Genomic DNA, 14837 nt, shown 5'->3' on the forward strand with positions numbered 1-14837 from the left:
GGCCGGCGGCGCGCCGCCGGGACGTGGCGCGGAGGAGGCGGGGTAGGGCCATGCCGGAGCGAGCGGACGGGAGCCCGCGGTGGATCGCGCGGCGGGCGCTCAAGGTGGTGTTGGCGCGCGGGCTCACCGCGGTGGGCGCGCACCGCGCGGTCGGCGCGCTCCGGCGGCGCGAGGCAGGCGGCGCCCGCGTCCTGGTCGTGTCGTACCACCGCGTCACGCACGCGTACGACGCCGACGCGCGGGAGGGGCTCGCGTCCCTCCTCGTCTCGGCGCCGACGCTCCGCCGCCAGCTCGAGCAGCTCGCCCGGACGCGCGAGGTCGTCTCCTTCGCCGACGCGCGCCGGATCCTGTCCGAGCGGCCCGCGGCGCGGCCGCGGCGCGACGCGGTGACGGTCACCTTCGACGACGGCTACGCCGACCTGTACGGGATCGCGCTTCCGATCCTGCGCGCGCTCCGCTTCCCCGCCACGGCGTTCCTCGCCACGGGCTACGTCGGGACGCCGCGGCGGCTCCCGCACGACCGGCTCCACGCCGCGCTCACCGAGCTCCAGGTCCGCGGGATCCCCGCGGAGCGGGCCGGCCTCGAGCGCGAGCTCCAGGCGCTGCTCGACGCGTGCGGGGAGGGGGGGCCGGCGGAGACCCTCGACCGGCTCATCGCCCGCCTCCCGCACGACCTGCTCGAGCGGGTCGCGGGCGCCCTGATGGCGCGCGTGGGGATGACCGACGTCGACCTCCCGCACGGGACCCGGCTGGTGGACTGGGAGGAGGTCCGGGGGCTCGCCGCGAGCGGGGTGGACATCGGCGGCCACACCGTCCGGCACGCGGTGCTGCCGAACCTCGCGCCCTGCGACGCCCGCCGCGAGATCGCCGGCTGCCGTGACGCGATCGCGCGGCGGCTGGGGCGCGCGCCGCGCCTGTTCGCGTACCCGAACGGCTACCACACGCCGGCGCTGCGCCGCGCCGTGGCGGCGCTGGGGTTCGAGGCGGCGGTGACGACCGAGGACCGCGAGAACGTCCGGGGCGGCGATCCCCTCGCGCTCCGGCGCAAGATGGTCTGGGAGAACACCACCCTGGGCCCCCGCGGCTACAGCCCGGCGCTCGCCACCTGCAACCTCGAGGGCGTGTTCGGCGCGCTGGGGCTCGCGCGGGCCGTCGCGGGCGAGCGCCTCGCGGACGACCGCGGAGGGGCGCCCGCCCGGTGACGGCGCCGCGCCCCGGGCGCGCCGACCCCACCGGACGGTGGCCGGCGGGCCGCCGGCGCGCCCACCTTCCCAGCCGTGCGGGCGCTCCAGGGTCGGGACATCGTCTGCTTCTCCAACGACTGGGACGGGGACCCCCTGTCGAAGACCCACATCATGCGGATCCTCGCCCGGGAGAACCGCGTCCTGTGGGTGAACTCGATCGGGAACCGCGCGCCCCGGGCGACGGCGGCGGACGCGGCCCGGATCTGGAAGAAGCTGCGGGACGTCGCGCGGGGGACGTTCCTCGCGGAGCCGAACCTGCACGTGCTCCCGCCGCTCTACGTGCCGGCGTACGGGAGCGCCATCGCCCGGGCGGCGAACGGGCACCTGCTCCGGCTCCAGGTGCTGGGCGCGATGCGCCGCCTCGGCCTGCGGGACGTCGTCTCGTGGAGCTTCCTCCCGAGCGCGGCGGCGGTGGCGGGCACCCTCGGCGAGGCGTTGGTCGTCTACCACGCGGTGGACGAGTTCTCCGCCTTCAGCGACGCGTCGAGCCACGTCGCCGAGCTCGAGCGCCGGCTGCTGCGGCGCGCCGATCTCGTGATCGTCTCGTCCGAGCGGCTCCTCGCCGCCAAGCGCGAGGTGAACCCGCGCACCGTCCTGGTCCGGCACGGCGTGGATCACGCGCACTTCGCGCGCGCCCTCGATCCGACCCTCGCGGTCCCCGCGCCGCTCGCGCGGCTGCCGCGCCCGGTGATCGGCTTCTTCGGGCTCCTCGCGGACTGGATCGACCTCGAGCTCGTCCGGCGCGTGGCGGATGCCTACCCGCGCGCCTCGGTGGTGCTCCTCGGGAAGGCGATCGCCGATCTCCGGCCGCTCGAGGGAGCCCGGAACGTCCACCTCTTCGGGCGCCGCCCGTACGCCGAGCTGCCCGCCTGGTGCCGCGGCTTCGACGTCGCGCTCACCCCGTTCCGGCGCAACGAGCTGGCGCTGGCGGCGAACCCGCTCAAGGCGCGCGAGTACGTCGCGGCCGGGCTGCCCAACGTCTGCACCGATCTGCCGGAGCTGCGGCGGATCCCGGGGTGCACGGTGACGCGCACGGCGGACGAGTTCGTGGCGGCGGTCGGGGAGGCGCTCCGGTCGGGCGGCCCGTCCGAGGCGCGGTCCGCGCTGGTGCGCGGCGAGGGGTGGGAGGCGAAGGTGGACGAGCTCCGGGCGCACGTCGCCGCCGCGGAGGCGCGCGGCGCGGGCGAGGCACGCGCGGCCACGCGCTGAGGGGAGGAGGCGGTACCGGATGCGAGCACGAGCGGTGGCCCTCGACGAGGCCCTCCTCGCGCGCGAGGCGGCGCTCGCCCGCGCCTCCGGGCGCTGGCGCGATCTCGCGCACGGCGCGGCGGTCGCGTTCGTGGCGCTCCTCTACTCGAACCCGATGTACTGGTGGACGTGGTTCGAGCTGCTGCGGCTCGGCTTCGTCTCGATGGGGATCGCGGCGGCGGCGGTGATCATGCACCGCCTGACCTCCGGCGAGCGGATCCGGATCGGCGGCGCCGGCTCCCTCGCGCTCTTCGCCTACCTCGCGTTCATCCCGCTCTCCCTCGCGTGGACCCTCTCGCAGCCGGACACCGCGAAGGCGGCGATCGAGGGCATGAAGATGGCGGTGGTGTTCGTGGCCGTGCAGAACGGCCTCGACACGCCGGCCCGCCTGCGCCGCTTCCTGCTCGTGGCGGCGCTCGCGTCGCTCGGACCCGCGCTGGGCGGGATCTGGGTGTGGGTGAGGGACGATCAGCTGGTCGAGGGCTTCCGGACGCACTGGCGGGGGCTCTACGGCGACCCGAACCGGCTCGCGATGAGCCTCGTCGCCGTCCTGCCGTTCGCGCTGTACGGCGCCTTCACGGCGCGGCGGCTCGCGCCGCGGCTCCTGTTCGCGGGCGTGGCGACGGCGCAGATCGCCGCCGTCGTGCTCACCCATTCGCGCTCGGGCTCGGTCGCCGCCGCGCTCGCCGGGTTGCTCTACCTGCTCCGCGGTCGAGGCGTCGCCCTGCGCGGCGCGGTGGTGGCGGGCGTCATCGCGCTCGGGCTCGCCGTGCTCGCGCCCCGCACGTTCTGGGTGCGGTCCGCCACCATCGCCGCCTACGAGGAGGACGCCTCGGTCATCGGCCGCCGGCACGCCTGGATGGTGCTCGGGCGCATCGTGGAGGATCGCCCGCTCGCCGGCGTGGGCGCGGGCGCCTTCATCGACGCCTGGGGCCCGTACGCGCCGCTCGAGGCCGGCGGGCACCGCTACGTCGCCCACAACGTCCTGCTCGAGATCATCGGGGAGCTCGGCGTGCTCGCCTTCGGCCTGTTCGCGGCCTTCTGCGGGTGGCTGCTCTGGCGCACCTGGCGCGCCGGAGACGACGCGCTGGTCGGCGCGGAGGCGCGGGCGATCTTCGCGGCGCTCGCGGGGTACCTCGTCTGCGAGATGGTGAACGGCTACTCGCTCTCGTGGTTCCTCTACTTCCTGTTCGCGTGCGCCGCGGCGGTGTCGAGCATCGCGCGCACCCGGGCGGCCGCCGCCGCGGAGTGACGAGCGGCGCGGGTGAAAGGGCGAGTCGATGGGCGCGCCGATCAAGGTGCTGATCTTCCAGAACCGGTTCCGCCTCGGCGGACAGGAGCGGCAGACGGTGCTGCACGTGCGGACCGTGGATCGGGCGCGGTACGAGCCCGTGGTGGCGGTCCTCCACCTCGACGGCGAGCACCTCGACGACCTCGCCGCCGTCGGCGTGCGCCCCGTGGTCTTCGACGTGGGCCGCCGCATGCTCCGGCCGAACACGGCCTGGCAGCTCGCGCGCCTCGTCCGCTTCGTCCAGGCGGAGCGGATCGCCCTCGTCCACGCCCAGGACGTCTACACCAACGTCCTCGGCGTGCTCGTCGCGCGCCTGGCCGGCGTGCCGGCGATCGTGACCCGCGTGGATCTGGGGCACCACCTCGTCGGCTACCGCCGGCCGCTCCTCGCCGCCGCCTCGCGGCGGGCGGACCGCGTGCTGGTGAACGCGCTCTGCATCCGGGATCTCTGCATCCGCGAGGGCGTCGAGCCGGATCGGATCGCGGTGGTCCGGAACGGCGTCGATCTCGTCGAGCTGGACCGGGCGGCCGCCGCGCCGCCCGATCCGCCCGCGCCGGAGCCCCGCGGCGTGGTCTGCGTCGCGAACATGCACCACCCGGTGAAGGGGCAGGGGGACCTCCTCGTCGCGATGCACGAGGTCCTCCGCGCGCGCCCGGCCGCGCACCTCGTGCTGGTGGGCGACGGCGAGCGCCGGCCGCTGCTCGAGCGCCAGGCGCGGCAGCTCGGCATCGCGGGCCGCTGCCACTTCCTCGGCCACCGGCGCGACGGTCCGGCGATCCTGGCCCGCGCCGCGATCGCGGTGTCGGCGAGCTACGCCGAGGGGCTCTCGAACGCGATCCTCGAGGGGATGGCGCTGCGGCTGCCGGTGGTCTCGACGGCGGTCGGCGGCTCGCCCGAGCTGGTCCGCGAGGGCGAGAACGGCTTCCTCGTCCCGCCCGGCGCCCCCGCCGCGCTCGGGCGCCGGATCCTCGATCTGCTGCGGGATCCCGCCCTGCGCGCCAGGATGGGGGAGCGCGGCCGGAAGATCGTCGAGCGGGAGTTCAGCCTCGAGCAGATGCGCCTCGGCTACGAGGCGCTCTACCGGGACCTCACCGCCACGCGCGCCCCCCGGATCGTGTACGGGGCGGCGTAGGCGGGGGGCGGGCGCACGCGACCGAGTCGGCCGAGCGGAACGGGCCTCCCGTCTCCGTGACCGTGTTCCGTCACCGCCTCCCGTGCCCGGCTCCCGTCTCCCGCGTCCCGTGGCCCGTGAATCCGTCGGGTCACGGGGGTCGGGCCACGGGCGACGGGAGAGCGGTTCACGGATCACGGAGAAGCCGGTGACGGTGACGGGCACGGTGACGGGCATGGTGACGGGCATGGTGACGGGCATGGTGACGGGCATGGTCACAGCAGCCTCCCGGCTCGAACGTCAGCCGCCGCCGCCCGCCGGCCCCCGCCGGGGGAACACCGCGACCGGCGCCGCCTCGTCGCGGCCGGTCAGCGTCGCCTTCACGAAGTCGCGGTTCATCCGGGCGATCACCTCGAGCTGGATGCTCGCCGGGCAGACCGCAGCGCACTCGCCGATGCTGGTGCAGTGACCGAAGCCCTCCTCGCGCGCCTGCACCGCCATGGTGACGGCCCGCCTGGCGCGCTCGGGCTGGCCCTGCGGCAGCAGGCCGAGGTGCGAGATCTTCGCGCCGGTGAAGAGCGCGGCGGACGCGTTCGGGCACGCGGCGACGCACGCGCCGCAGCCGATGCACGCCGCCGCCTCCATCGCGCGGTCGGCGTCCGTCTTCGGCACGAGGATCGCGTTCGCCTCGGGCGCGCTCCCGGTCCGGATCGTGACGTAGCCGCCCGCCGCGATGATCCGGTCGAAGGCGCTCCGGTCCACCACCAGATCCTTGATCACCGGGAACGCCGCCGCGCGCCATGGCTCGAGCCGGAGCGTGTCGCCGTCGGCGAAGTGGCGCATGTGCGTCTGGCAGATGGTGGCGTGGTGGGTGGGCCCGTGCGGGTCGCCGTTCACGAGGAAGCCGCACATGCCGCAGATGCCCTCGCGGCAGTCGGAGTCGAACGCCACGGGATCGTCGCCCCGCTCCACGAGCCCGACGTTCAGGACGTCGAGCATCTCGAGGAAGGACATGTGCTCGCTGACGTCCGGCACCTCGTACCGCACGAAGCGGCCGGGGTCGCGTGGGCCGCGCTGCCGCCAGATGTCGAGGACGATCCGCACGCGGCCTCCTCACTTGTAGCTGCGCTGCTGGAGCGGGACGTGCTCGAACGTGAGCGGCTCGCGGTGCAGCGTGGGGGCGGTGATCGGGCCGTTCCACTGCCAGGCCGCGACGTACGCGAACCGGGCGTCGTCGCGCTGCGCCTCGCCGTCGGGCGTCTGGTGCTCGACGCGGAAGTGCGCGCCGGCCGACTCGTCGCGGTGGAGGGCGTCGAAGCAGATCAGCTCGGCGAGCTCGAAGTAGTCGGCCACGCGGCCAGCCCGCTCGAGCTCGTCGTTCAGCTCCTCGCCGCTGCCCGTGACGCGCAGGTCGCGCTCGAACGCCGCCCGGATCCTCGGGATCTCGCCGAGCGCGTGCTCGAGGCTCGCCCGGCTGCGCGCCATCCCGCAGTCCTCCCAGAGCAGCGTCCCGAGCTCGCGGTGGAAGTGGGTCACCGGCCTGGACCCGCCGATCGACAGGAGGTGGCGGGTGCGCTCCGAGACGGCGCGCTCGGCGTCCCGGAACGCCGGGTGGCTCGGGTCGAGCCTGGCGAGCCCGCCGCGGGCGAGGTAGTCGCCCACCGTGTAGGGCAGGACGAAGTAGCCGTCCGCGAGCCCCTGCATGAGGGCGCTCGCGCCGAGCCGGTTCGCGCCGTGGTCGGAGAAGTTCGCCTCCCCGCCGACGAACAGGCCGGGGATCGTGCTCATCAGGTCGTAGTCCACCCAGAGTCCGCCCATCGTGTAGTGGACGGCCGGGTAGATCCGCATCGGCGCGTCGTGCGGATCCTCGCCCGTGATGCGCTGGTACATGTCGAACAGGTTGCCGTAGCGGTCGTCGAGGACCCGTCGGCCGAGCCGCGCGAACGCCTCGCGGAAGTCGAGGTACACGCCGAGCCCGCCCGGCCCGACGCCGCGCCCCTCGTCGCAGACCGCCTTCGCCGCGCGCGAGGCGACGTCGCGCGGCGCGAGGTTGCCGTAGGTGGGGTACATCCGCTCGAGGAAGTAGTCGCGGTCGGCGTCGGGGAGCTCGCCCGGCGGGCGGCGGTCGCCCCCGGTCTTCGGCACCCAGATCCGGCCGTCGTTCCGGAGCGACTCGCTCATGAGCGTGAGCTTGGACTGGTACTCGCCGGAGCGCGGGATGCAGGTCGGGTGGATCTGGGTGAAGCAGGGGTTCGCGAACCAGGCGCCCTTCCGGTAGGCACGCCAGATGGCGGTGCAGTTCGAGCCGCGCGCGTTCGTGGACAGGTAGAAGACGTTCCCGTACCCGCCGGTGCACAGGATCACGGCGTCGGCGGCGTGCGACGAGATCCGGCCGGTCACGAGATCCCGCACCACGATCCCCCGCGCCCGGCCGTCCACCACCACGAGGTCGAGCATCTCCGTGCGCGGGAACGGCCGCACCGTCCCCGCCGCCACCTGGCGCTGCAGCGCCTGGTACGCGCCGAGGAGGAGCTGCTGGCCCGTCTGGCCGCGCGCGTAGAAGGTGCGCGAGACGAGGGCGCCGCCGAAGGAGCGGTTCGCGAGCTCGCCGCCGTACTCGCGGGCGAACGGGACGCCCTGCGCGGCGCACTGGTCGATGATGTTCACCGACAGCTCGGCGAGCCGGTAGACGTTCGCCTCGCGCGAGCGGAAGTCGCCGCCCTTCACGGTGTCGTAGAAGAGCCGGAGGACCGAGTCGCCGTCGTTCTGGTAGTTCTTCGCCGCGTTGATGCCGCCCTGCGCGGCGATGGAGTGGGCGCGGCGCGGGCTGTCCTGGAAGCAGAAGGACAGCACCTCGTAGCCGAGCTCGCCGAGCGAGGCCGCGGCCGCGCCGCCGGCCAGCCCCGTCCCGACCACGATCAGCCGGTGCCGCCGCTTGTTGGCGGGGTTCACGAGCTTCAGCTCGTACCGGCGCCGCTGCCACTTCTGCTCGATCGGGCCCGCCGGGATCCTGGCGTCGAGGTCCATGTCAGGGCCGGAGGATCCCGATCAGGACCGCCATCGGGATCGAGGAGAAGCCGAGCGTGAGGATCACCGCGACCGCGGCGGCGAACCGCTGGAGCCCCGGGGTCACGCGGCGGCTGGAGAGCCCGAGCGACTGGAAGAGCGACCAGACGCCGTGCCACAGGTGGAAGCCGAGGGCGACCATCGCGACGACGTACGCGAGGACGCCGACCCCCCGGCCGAAGGTCACGAGCACGTTGTGGTAGACCTCGCCCTCGCGGAAGCCCGGGTTCGCGACGCCCACGGTCAGATCGAGCAGGTGGTAGACGACGAACGCGAGGATGAGGAGGCCGCTCCAGATCATCGTGCGCGACGCCGTGGAGGAGTGGGTCGACCGGAGCTCCTGGTAGCGGACCGGTCGCGCCTCGCGGGCGGAGAGGTCGAGCTGCACGCCGGCGACCACGTGGATCGCCAGGGCGCAGAGCAGGAAGGCGCGGACGGTCCAGAGGAGCTGCGGGCTGGCGTGGAGCAGGCGCGCGTACCGGTCGAGCTGCCCGGGCCCCATGAAGATCTGGAGGTTCCCGAGCATGTGGAAGAAGACGTAGAGGAACAGGACGACGCCGGTCGCGGCCATCAGCGCCTTCTTGCCGATGGCGCTCTCCCAGAGCAGGCCGAGGCGCGACGCGCGCGCCGGCGGCTGCTCCGGTCTGGCCTCCGTCGCCATGCGCCCACACGCTGCGTTCGCCCTGGAGGGCCGGCGACGGCCCATCCGGATTCCGCTTCGCGTCGCGCGGCCGTTGGCTTACGCTCGCGCGTCCTATGAGACGCATCTGCGTGTTCTGCGGCGCGAGCGGCGGCCGGGCTCCCGTCCACCTGGAGGCGGCCCACGCCGCCGGGCGGACGCTCGCGCGCCGGGGGCTCGCGCTCGTGTACGGCGGCGGGTCGGTGGGGCTGATGGGGGCGGTCGCGGACGGCGCGTTGGACGCGGGCGGGGAGGTCATCGGGGTGATCCCCCGGGCGCTCCAGCTCCGGGAGCTGGCGCACCCGCGGCTCACCAGCCTCCACGTCGTCCGGTCGATGCACGAGCGGAAGGCGAAGATGGCCGAGCTCGCCGACGGCTTCGTGGCGCTCCCGGGCGGCCTCGGCACGCTCGAGGAGCTCGCGGAGATCCTCACCTGGGCCCAGCTCGGGCTGCACCGGAAGCCGTGCGGGCTCCTCGACGTCGCCGGCTACTACCAGCCGCTCATCGCGTTCCTCGACCACGCCGTCGCGGAGGGGTTCCTGAGGCCGGAGCACCGCGGCGAGCTCCACGTGGCCTCCGACCTGGCGGCGCTCCTCGACGCGTTCGAGCGCTACGCCCCGCCGCCGGTCGAGCGCTGGATCGACGATCGGACGTCGTAGTGGTCCCGTCACGCACCGGGCGGGGCGACGGGCGCGCCGCCGGCGCGCGCCGCGAGCTGCCGCGCGACCGAGGCGAGGACGTCGTCGATGTCGAACGGCTTCGAGAGCCAGCCCTCGGCGCCGATCTCGGCCGCGCGCTGGTCCGCGTTCTCCGCCGCGGTGAGGACGACGATCGGGCACGGGTGATCGTACCGGGCCTGGAGCTCGCGGGCGAACTCCCACCCATTCATGATCGGCATCCGCATGTCGAGTAGGATGACCCCGGGCATCTCCTCCAAGACGCGCTCGAGCGCCTCCGCGCCGTGCGCGGCGGTCCGCACCCGGTACCCCGCGCCGGCGAGCACCATGTCGAGCAGGGCGAGGAGGTCGGGGTCGTCCTCGACGACGAGCACGGAGGAGAGGGGCATCTCAGGCGCCCGCCGCCAGCGGGAGGTGGACGAAGAAGGTCGAGCCCTGCCCGGCGACGCTCTCGAAGGTCATCCGGCCGCCGTGGCGCTCCACGATCGCGCGGCTCACCTCGAGGGTGAGCCCGATCCCGGCCGAGTCGTCCGCGCCGCCCCCGTGCGCGTGGTAGTAACGCTCGAACACGCGCGCCTGCTGCTCCCGCGGGATGCCGACGCCGTGATCGGTCACCGAGAGCACCGCCTCGCCGGTGTCCACCTCCACCCGCACCGCGACCGGTCCGCCGGCCGGCGAGAAGCGGACGGAGTTGTCGAGGAGCCCGGCCACGACCCGCGCGAGCCGCGCCCGATCGACGCTCACCATCACCGGCGCGGGCGCCTCGACGGTGAACGTGTGCCGCGGCGCGCCGCGCCGGGCCCGGTCCACCACCTCGCGCGCCAGCACGCCGAGGTCCAGCCGCTCGCGGCGCGCCTCGCCCTCGAGGTGGAGGCGCGACGTGTCGAGGAGGTGCTGTACCAGGCGATCCAGGCGATCGACCTGGCGCTCGATCGCGGCGAGGGGCTGGGCGTCCGCGGGCGCGCGACGCTCGACGAGCTGGGCGTAGGCCTTGATGACGGCGAGCGGCGTCTTGAGCTCGTGGGCGGCGGTCGCGAGGAACTCGTCCCTGACCTCCTCGAGCCGGCGCGCCGCCGAGATGTCGCGGATGACCGTCACGGCGAGGCCCATCCCCGCCAGCGGCGCGGCGGAGATGCTCACGAACAGCTCGCGCCCGTCCGCGCGCCGCATGATGCCCTCGTACGGCACGACCGCCTCCCCCGCGAGGGCCCGTCGCGTCGCGTAGCGCTCGAACGGGACGGGGCTCGCGTCGGGGTACCTCAGGGCGAAGCGCTTCGCCCAGTCCTCGATGGGCCCGAGCAGGTCCTTCTTCGACGCGGTGCCGAGCAGCTCCACCGCGGCCCGGTTCGCGTCCACGACCCGCATCTCGGAGTCCACCAGCAGCAAGCCGTCGGCCATGTTGTCGAAGGCGGATCGGAGCTCCGCGCCGAACCGGCGGACCTCCGACTCGCTCCGGCGTATGAGCGCGTACAAGAGCAGGGACGAGAGCACCACGAACGCCGCGCGGTTCGCGGTCCGCACGAGCTCCTGATACCTCGGGTCTCCGAAGAGGCGCTGCACGAGAAGTCCCGTCAGCCCGGCCCACGCGAGCGAGAGGACGACGTACACCGCCACGATCCGCCCGGGCGACCAGGGGCGGCGCCGCCCCATCCCGGACGGCGGCGCGATCCGGGCACGCGGCCGCCGATCGGCCGTGGCGGGAGACGGGCCGGCGATGGCGCAGGGACGCCTCACGTCGGGTTCTCTAGCCTCGCCGCCGAGGCTTTTCATCCGGTCGGCGAGGGACGGGCGCCCGTCCGGACGGCCCGGCGAGACCTCCCCACCCCTCGGCCATGCCGCGAGCCTCCGCGCGGCGGCGGGCGCGGCGTCGGTCCTCGCTCGCCGCACAGCCACGCTCGACGCAGCGCGGCAGCGCGGCGCCGCGGGGAGGCGGCCCCGGGCGCCGCGCTCGAGAGCGCGTCCCAGGCCTCGCTCTCGAGCAGCGCGTCCGGGCCGGAGGGGGTCCGCGCGAATCCTGCGCCGTCGTTCGCGCACGGGGTGCGCCCGGGGCGCCGCCGGCACGATCCAGATCAAGTGAGCTAACGACCTAGAGAAATCTCTAGGTGAACTGGAACCATTTCACGAGCGCCCGGCTCCAAGGTCCAGCCGCCGAACGGCGTCCGGACGCCGGCGCGCGGAGTCGGAGGAACTGTGCTGATGCAGAGGAACCCCGATCGTTTCTGGAACCCCTACCTGGGCGGCGTCGCGCTCGGGCTCGTGCTCCTCGTCACCTTCCTGGTGATGGGGAGGGGACTCGGCGCGTCGGGCGCGAGCTTTCGGCTCGGCGCGTGGATCGAGAACGCGGTGGCGCCCGCGCACGTGGCGAAGGTGCCCGCGCTGGCCTCGACCCTGGAGGACGGCAGCCCGCTGAACGACTGGATCGTCTTCGAGGTGCTCGGCATGGTGATCGGCGCCGCCCTCGGCGCGTACACCTCGGGCCGGCTCGGGCGGGAGATCCTCCGCGGCCCCTCGTTCGGCGCCGCGCCGCGCCTCGCGCTCGCGCTCGCGGGCGGGATCCTGATGGGCGCGGCGGCCCGCATGTCGCGGGGCTGCACCTCCGGCCAGGGGCTGTCCGGCGGCGCCCTCCTGTCCGTCGGCTCCTGGGCCTTCATGCTGTCCGTCTTCGCGGGCGGCTACGGGTTCGCGTACCTCGTGCGGAGGCAGTGGCGATGATCCTGCCCTTCGAGTCCCTCTCCGACGAGCGCCGTGCCCTCGGGCTCGCCTTCGCGGTGGTCGCCGGCATGGCCTTCGGGTTCGTGCTCGAGCGCGTGGGCTTCGGCCGCGCCCAGAAGCTGGCGGGCCAGTTCTACGGGTCGGATCTCACCGTCTTCAAGGTGATGTTCAGCGCCATCGTCACGGCGATGCTGGGCATCGTGATCCTGTCCGGCGTCGGCGTGGCGGATCTCTCGGCGCTGAACGCCGGGTACACGACCTACCTCTGGCCCATGATCGTGGGCGGCGTCCTGCTCGGCGTCGGCTTCATCGTCGCCGGCTACTGCCCCGGGACCTCGCTGGTGGCCGCGGCGTCCGGCAAGCTCGACGGGCTCGTCACCGTGGCCGGCCTGATCGTCGGGTCGCTCGTCTACTCGGAGCTCCAGCCGTACCTGCGCGGCTTCCACGACGCCGGGCGGCGCGGCTCGTTCCACCTCTACGACTGGCTCCACGTCCCGCACGCCGTGCTGACGGCGGCGATCACCGTGATCGCCCTCGCCGCGTTCGTCGGCGCCGAGCGGATCGAGCGGATCGTCAACGGGGGGCGCACCGCCGCCCCCGGGCGGACGCGCTCCGCCGTGTTCCTCGGCTTCGTGGCCCTCGCCCTCGCCGGGCTCGCCACGCTCGCCATCCCCGTCGTCGGATCGGCCGCCCGCTGATCCGACGCTCACCGCAGTGCCCCAGGAGAACCTTCGAGTGGACGCCCCCCGGCGCCCTCAGGAGAGATCGTACATGAAGAAGCTCGCTCGCACGCTGCTCGGCGCCATCGCCGTCGCCGCCGCCGCGCCCGCCATGGCGGCGTCGGCCCCGGCGAAGGCCGCGCCCGCCGCGAAGGAACACCCCGGCAACGACTACATCAAGCAGAACGGGTACAAGGGCCCCTCCACCTGCGAGGAGTGCCACCCCGGCACCGCGAAGGCCTTCCTCGGCACCGTGCACTGGAAGCACGCGTCCAAGGTCCCGAACGTCGAGGGGGTCGATCCCTCGAAGGAGTACGGGATGCAGAACCGGATCTACTCGTTCTGCAACGGCAACGACACCGTGAACAACCTGAAGGAGACCCCGAAGAACGGTCTCGGGAAGGCCAAGCTCACGGGCTGCAACACCTGCCACCCGGGCGACCACCTCTCGAACGTCGCCTCGACCGGCCCCGAGGCCGAGGCGGCGGTGGACTGCCTCCTCTGCCACTCGTCGAACTACAACTACTCGAAGCGCAAGCCCGTCAAGACCGCCGACGGCAAGGTCGCGATCTCCCAGGACCGCAGCGTCGAGGCGGCCCTCGCGGTCGGCAAGCCGGGCGTGAAGAACTGCATGACCTGCCACGAGGCCGCCGGCGGCGGGCCGCTCATCAAGCGCGGCTTCGCGTTCGACGCGGCGCACGACGCCCACGCGGCGAAGGGCATGGTCTGCGTCGATTGCCACAAGGCGAAGGACCACAAGATCCCGACCGGCTTCGACCCGAACAACTGGGCGAACGACGGCGTGCGGGTCGCGTGCACCGACTGCCACGGCGACAAGCCCCACAAGGACGCCGACTACGACGCGCACACCGCGCGGATCGCCTGCCAGACCTGCCACATCCCGACGACGGGCGGCGCGGTGGCGAAGGACTTCACGAGCTGGACGAAGGACGCGAACTCGGGCTTCTGGGAGCCGACCACCATCAAGCGCGAGCCGGCCTCGACGACGCCGGTCTACGCCTGGTTCAACGGGACGGTCCGCAACGACCCGCACTTCATCGGCCCGAAGGGCAGCCGCGCCGACAAGAAGAGCAAGATCTACCCGTTCAAGATCTACGAGGGGCGCGCCTTCTTCGATCGCAGCACCGGCCACCTCCTCTCGATGGACTTCGCGCAGCCCACCGCGACCGGTGACGCGCTCGCCGGCGTGGCGTCCGCGGCGAAGACCCTCGGCCTCAAGAACGTGAAGCCGGTGCCGGGGTGGCAGACGATCTACTTCGCGAACAGCCACCTCGTGACGCGGACCAAGGCCCTGACCTGCGACCGCTGCCACCAGCAGAACGGCCCGCTGAACTTCGAGGCGCTCGGGTACTCCAAGGCCGAGATCGCTCGCCGCAAGCTCAACAGCGCCGAGCTCTGGTTCAGCAAGCTGAACGCGAAGGAGCAGAAGAAGGAAGCCTGGTAGGCCTCCGGTCGCGCGCCCCGGCTCGCCGCGTGGCGGGCCGGGGCGGTGCGGCCGACGGCGTCACCCGCTCGCGTCGCTCGACGCGGCGGGCGGCGCCGCGCGGTTTCCACGCGGCGTCCGGGCGGGCTAGACTGGAGTGATGAGCAAGCGGACGCTGACCATCTCGGGCGACCCGGACCGCGCCGGCAAGATCGCCGAGGTGCTGAAGGCCGTCGCCCACCCCATCCGGCTGCGCATCGTCGCGCTCCTCTGCGAGCGGCCGCGAAACGTGAGCGCGCTCGCCACGGACCTCGACACGGTCCCCGCGATCGTCTCCCAGCAGCTCAGGATCCTCCGCAGCCACGGCCTCGTCGCCGCGCGCCGCGAGGACGGCTTCGCGACCTACCGCATCGTCGAGCGGAACCTGCGCGGCCTCGTCACGTGCATGGAGCGGTGCAGGCGCTGAGAGCTTGTCGAAGAATTCGACGAGCTCACAGCGCCGCTCGATTGGGCTGAGCCCTGCTGCGGCGCACGCTGCCTGCCTGCGCCGGGCAGACTCCTCCGTCCGCTGCTCGACGTGCCTTCCAGGCACGCCTGCGCTGCTCCGTCGTCGTGTGCCCCGGCTCGGCGACGGCATCGTGTGCCT

The 14837-nt window shown here is 73.8% G+C and carries 14 protein-coding genes; 9 read left to right on the plus strand and 5 right to left on the minus strand.

Translation table 11 applies throughout. The features are described 5' to 3' along the window. From MNZ27_RS16250 to MNZ27_RS16265, 4 genes are all read left to right on the plus strand, one after another. Positions 1–1202, plus strand: a 1202-nt coding sequence (locus tag MNZ27_RS16250; RefSeq protein ID WP_242395142.1) for a polysaccharide deacetylase family protein, incomplete at its 5' end; no start/stop codon positions are given. A 75-nt stretch (positions 1203–1277) separates the two neighbouring features. Then, positions 1278–2453 (plus strand): glycosyltransferase, encoded by a 1176-nt coding sequence (locus MNZ27_RS16255; protein ID WP_242395143.1) that lies wholly within the window; start codon positions 1278–1280, stop codon positions 2451–2453. Between the two features lie 19 nt (positions 2454–2472). Then, complete coding sequence (locus tag MNZ27_RS16260; protein ID WP_242395144.1) at positions 2473–3744, plus strand: O-antigen ligase family protein; 1272 nt, start codon at positions 2473–2475, stop codon at positions 3742–3744. 28 nt (positions 3745–3772) lie between these two features. Further along, positions 3773–4915, plus strand: coding sequence for a glycosyltransferase (locus MNZ27_RS16265; protein ID WP_242395145.1), 1143 nt, complete (start codon positions 3773–3775; stop codon positions 4913–4915). Positions 4916–5194: 279 nt separating this feature from the next. Here MNZ27_RS16265 and MNZ27_RS16270 read toward each other — a convergent pair whose 3' ends face one another. From MNZ27_RS16270 to MNZ27_RS16280, 3 genes are read right to left on the minus strand one after another with little or no spacing between them, the layout of a single operon-like run. Continuing rightward, positions 5195–5998, minus strand: coding sequence for a succinate dehydrogenase/fumarate reductase iron-sulfur subunit (locus MNZ27_RS16270; RefSeq protein WP_242395146.1), 804 nt, complete (start codon positions 5996–5998; stop codon positions 5195–5197). Between the two features lie 9 nt (positions 5999–6007). After that, a complete protein-coding gene (locus tag MNZ27_RS16275; RefSeq protein WP_242395147.1) occupies positions 6008–7921 on the minus strand; it encodes a fumarate reductase/succinate dehydrogenase flavoprotein subunit in 1914 nt (637 codons plus the stop codon). Position 7922: 1 nt separating this feature from the next. Next, positions 7923–8621 (minus strand): succinate dehydrogenase cytochrome b subunit, encoded by a 699-nt coding sequence (locus tag MNZ27_RS16280; RefSeq protein ID WP_242395148.1) that lies wholly within the window; start codon positions 8619–8621, stop codon positions 7923–7925. A 95-nt stretch (positions 8622–8716) separates the two neighbouring features. Here MNZ27_RS16280 and MNZ27_RS16285 point away from each other — a divergent pair, with 95 nt between their 5' ends. After that, positions 8717–9298 (plus strand): LOG family protein, encoded by a 582-nt coding sequence (locus MNZ27_RS16285; RefSeq protein WP_242395149.1) that lies wholly within the window; start codon positions 8717–8719, stop codon positions 9296–9298. A gap of 8 nt (positions 9299–9306) precedes the next feature. Here MNZ27_RS16285 and MNZ27_RS16290 read toward each other — a convergent pair whose 3' ends face one another. Together MNZ27_RS16290 and MNZ27_RS16295 are read right to left on the minus strand one after the other, a co-directional pair. Beyond that, positions 9307–9705: a response regulator gene (locus MNZ27_RS16290; RefSeq protein WP_242395150.1), complete on the minus strand. Its 399-nt coding sequence runs from the start codon at positions 9703–9705 to the stop codon at positions 9307–9309. Position 9706: 1 nt separating this feature from the next. After that, the gene (locus MNZ27_RS16295) at positions 9707–11050 is read right to left on the minus strand and encodes a sensor histidine kinase (RefSeq protein WP_242395151.1); all 1344 of its coding nucleotides are present in this window, start codon (positions 11048–11050) and stop codon (positions 9707–9709) included. Positions 11051–11512: 462 nt separating this feature from the next. Here MNZ27_RS16295 and MNZ27_RS16300 point away from each other — a divergent pair, with 462 nt between their 5' ends. The 4 genes from MNZ27_RS16300 (at position 11513) to MNZ27_RS16315 (ending at position 14657) form a co-directional block, all read left to right on the plus strand. Next, on the plus strand, positions 11513–12028 hold the full coding sequence (locus MNZ27_RS16300; RefSeq protein ID WP_242395152.1) for a YeeE/YedE thiosulfate transporter family protein: 516 nt from the start codon (positions 11513–11515) through the stop codon (positions 12026–12028). Beyond that, a complete protein-coding gene (locus MNZ27_RS16305) occupies positions 12025–12726 on the plus strand; it encodes a YeeE/YedE thiosulfate transporter family protein (protein WP_242395153.1) in 702 nt (233 codons plus the stop codon). Before MNZ27_RS16300 ends, MNZ27_RS16305 begins: the two co-directional genes overlap by 4 nt. Before the next feature lie 73 nt (positions 12727–12799). Beyond that, positions 12800–14212 carry a cytochrome C gene (locus MNZ27_RS16310; RefSeq protein ID WP_242395154.1) on the plus strand — a complete coding sequence of 471 codons (1413 nt, stop codon included), beginning with the start codon at positions 12800–12802 and terminating at the stop codon, positions 14210–14212. 139 nt (positions 14213–14351) lie between these two features. Then, positions 14352–14657, plus strand: a complete 306-nt coding sequence (locus MNZ27_RS16315; protein WP_242395155.1) for an ArsR/SmtB family transcription factor — start codon at positions 14352–14354, stop codon at positions 14655–14657. Positions 14658–14837: the final 180 nt, after the last annotated feature.

Origin of the sequence: Anaeromyxobacter oryzisoli (assembly GCF_022690765.1) — a bacterium.
GTDB lineage: Bacteria > Myxococcota > Myxococcia > Myxococcales > Anaeromyxobacteraceae > Anaeromyxobacter > Anaeromyxobacter oryzisoli.

What these genes read in the sequence shown, in the direction of transcription:
- MNZ27_RS16260 (WP_242395144.1), top strand. Translation starts at nt 2,473, where the DNA reads ATGCGAGCACGAGCGGTGGCCCTCGACGAGGCCCTCCTCGCGCGCGAG.
- MNZ27_RS16265 (WP_242395145.1), top strand. Translation starts at nt 3,773, where the DNA reads ATGGGCGCGCCGATCAAGGTGCTGATCTTCCAGAACCGGTTCCGCCTC.
- MNZ27_RS16290 (WP_242395150.1), bottom strand. Translation starts at nt 9,705, where the DNA reads ATGCCCCTCTCCTCCGTGCTCGTCGTCGAGGACGACCCCGACCTCCTC.
- MNZ27_RS16315 (WP_242395155.1), top strand. Translation starts at nt 14,352, where the DNA reads ATGAGCAAGCGGACGCTGACCATCTCGGGCGACCCGGACCGCGCCGGC.
- MNZ27_RS16285 (WP_242395149.1), top strand. Translation starts at nt 8,717, where the DNA reads ATGAGACGCATCTGCGTGTTCTGCGGCGCGAGCGGCGGCCGGGCTCCC.
- MNZ27_RS16310 (WP_242395154.1), top strand. Translation starts at nt 12,800, where the DNA reads ATGAAGAAGCTCGCTCGCACGCTGCTCGGCGCCATCGCCGTCGCCGCC.
- MNZ27_RS16305 (WP_242395153.1), top strand. Translation starts at nt 12,025, where the DNA reads ATGATCCTGCCCTTCGAGTCCCTCTCCGACGAGCGCCGTGCCCTCGGG.
- MNZ27_RS16275 (WP_242395147.1), bottom strand. Translation starts at nt 7,921, where the DNA reads ATGGACCTCGACGCCAGGATCCCGGCGGGCCCGATCGAGCAGAAGTGG.
- MNZ27_RS16280 (WP_242395148.1), bottom strand. Translation starts at nt 8,621, where the DNA reads ATGGCGACGGAGGCCAGACCGGAGCAGCCGCCGGCGCGCGCGTCGCGC.
- MNZ27_RS16300 (WP_242395152.1), top strand. Translation starts at nt 11,513, where the DNA reads ATGCAGAGGAACCCCGATCGTTTCTGGAACCCCTACCTGGGCGGCGTC.